General features: G+C 56.8%; 1 protein-coding gene. It reads right to left on the bottom strand.

Translation table 11 applies throughout. The features are described 5' to 3' along the window. Positions 1 to 474: hypothetical protein (locus ACI77I_RS32155; protein ID WP_407000235.1), on the bottom strand; the 474-nt coding region annotated here is incomplete at both ends.

Raw genomic sequence — 474 nt, 5'->3', positions numbered from 1 at the left:
CTGCTAGTCAGCATATTACCCGCCACAGGGGTGGCCGCATTGTTCTTCGCCTGGACCGACACTTCTATAACCTCACCGGCATCGTTAGCAACAATCGTGTAAGCAGGAACAGTACCGCTGGTTGCAACAGTGTTGCCGCTGCCTACCGCTGCCTCTGTCGCGCCTTTGTAACCCCAGGCATACGTCGACTTATCGAGCGGTGCACCGTTATTTGCATCGAAGGTATAGCTCGCCGTCAGGCTCTGCCCAACATTCAACGTACCGCTAATCTTAAGGTCAGCGATGACCGGGGCGACGGTCAGGTTAATCACACCCCCTGCACCGTCACCGCCGGTGGTACCGGTCGAGTTCGCCGTCGTCGTGGTCTCCACATTGCCGGCTACACCAGCAAGGTTCTTTGGCTGCACCGACACTTCCAGCACCTTACCGGCATCGCTAGCAACAATCGTGTAATCAGGAACAGTACCGCTGGTT

This window comes from Pseudomonas sp. D47, assembly GCF_045447305.1.
Classification (GTDB): Bacteria; Pseudomonadota; Gammaproteobacteria; order Pseudomonadales; family Pseudomonadaceae; genus Aquipseudomonas.
This window is presented reverse-complemented; position numbering and strand designations above follow the sequence as displayed.